At 42.7% G+C, this 1,257-nt stretch carries 2 protein-coding genes; both read right to left on the bottom strand.

The window, feature by feature from the left end; all coding sequences use genetic code 11:
- Positions 1-80: 80 nt before the first annotated feature.
- A complete protein-coding gene (gene zapD / locus B7Y67_RS18420; RefSeq protein ID WP_293599876.1) occupies positions 81-833 on the bottom strand; it encodes a cell division protein ZapD in 753 nt (250 codons plus the stop codon).
- Between the two features lie 36 nt (positions 834-869).
- Positions 870-1,257 (bottom strand): dephospho-CoA kinase (coaE, locus tag B7Y67_RS18415; RefSeq protein WP_293599875.1); only part of this gene is annotated, 388 nt, incomplete at its 5' end.

Here is a 1,257-nt window from a genome sequence, read left to right as displayed (position 1 = left end):
GTTGGCAATGCGCTACCGACGGTAGAGCCTTTATTGCCAGCTGCCTGGCCCATGCTGGAAAAGTTAAAGCTACTAAAGACTTAGAGCTGGCAGAGGGTCAGCCTAAAAGACACATCCTCATTCAGGATCTGCGGTTTTTTATCTTGATCAATTTTCAGAAAGCGAATCGATAAAAGATATTTATTGGCACTGATTTCTGAAAAGAGGCTGTCATCTTCTACAGCGATACGCATCAATTGATAAACCTTACCAGAAGGTGCTTGTTGATATGCGCCTTGATGTGCAACAACATCTTTTGCTTCTCCAGATTGACGGAGCAATCTTAAGAAAATTTGGCAAGCTTCATGCCATGGCAAAAGTGGGTCAATATATTTTTCTAATAACTCCCTGCGCTGAGTCGAGGGGGTATTTTTCCAAGCATGGTAACTCGGCAAATCAATCGGACTTGTTCCACCTGGAATATTTAATCGGGTACGAATAGCATTTAACCATTCACTCTCAGTAATTGCAGAATTAGGCTTACCCATCGATTGATTGATATTCAGTGCAGCTTTATCAATCTCTGAAAGCGTTTGCGTTAAGGCTTCTTGATCTACCTTTTGCGAAGACTTTAGACCATTTAGGGCATATTTTTGACGCTCAAATTCTTTTAGCAATAAGGATTTGATATCACCTCGTGAACCAATATCGCCCAAGTCAAACAACATCGCAATTGCATTGTGATGCAGTTCTGGATCATCTGAACGGAGGAAGTGATTGAAGCGGGCGAACAAATACTCCAGCCGAAGCATGCTTCGAACTAATTCATTGAAAGGGTATTCGTAGACAATCACAAGCCTATATTCTATGACGAACTTAGAGGCTTCCTCTTAAATTTTGAGCAATTCTTGGTGCAACCTCAGAACCTCTGATTTGAGCTCATCTAGACTGCCTTGATTTTCAATAACGGCGTTAGCTGCTGCTAGACGGACTTTGCGGCTTGTTTGCGCTTTGAGAATATTCTCCACATCTAAGCGGGTCATATTGCTGCGGTGCATCACTCTTTGGATTTGGGTCTCTTCTGGACAATCAACTACGATGAGGTAGTCAATCAGATTTACCCAAGACCCTGACTCAATGAGCAGTGGGACTACAAAAACAAGATAGGGGGCTCCAGATTTGGCCAACTCAAATGCTTGTTTGGCGGTTTCTTGCTGAATTAAGGGGTGGGTTATTTTCTCCAAAGCTTGACGGGCATTTGAATCTGCAAAGACTAGG

The organism is Polynucleobacter sp. 35-46-11 (assembly GCF_002281105.1).
This window is presented reverse-complemented; position numbering and strand designations above follow the sequence as displayed.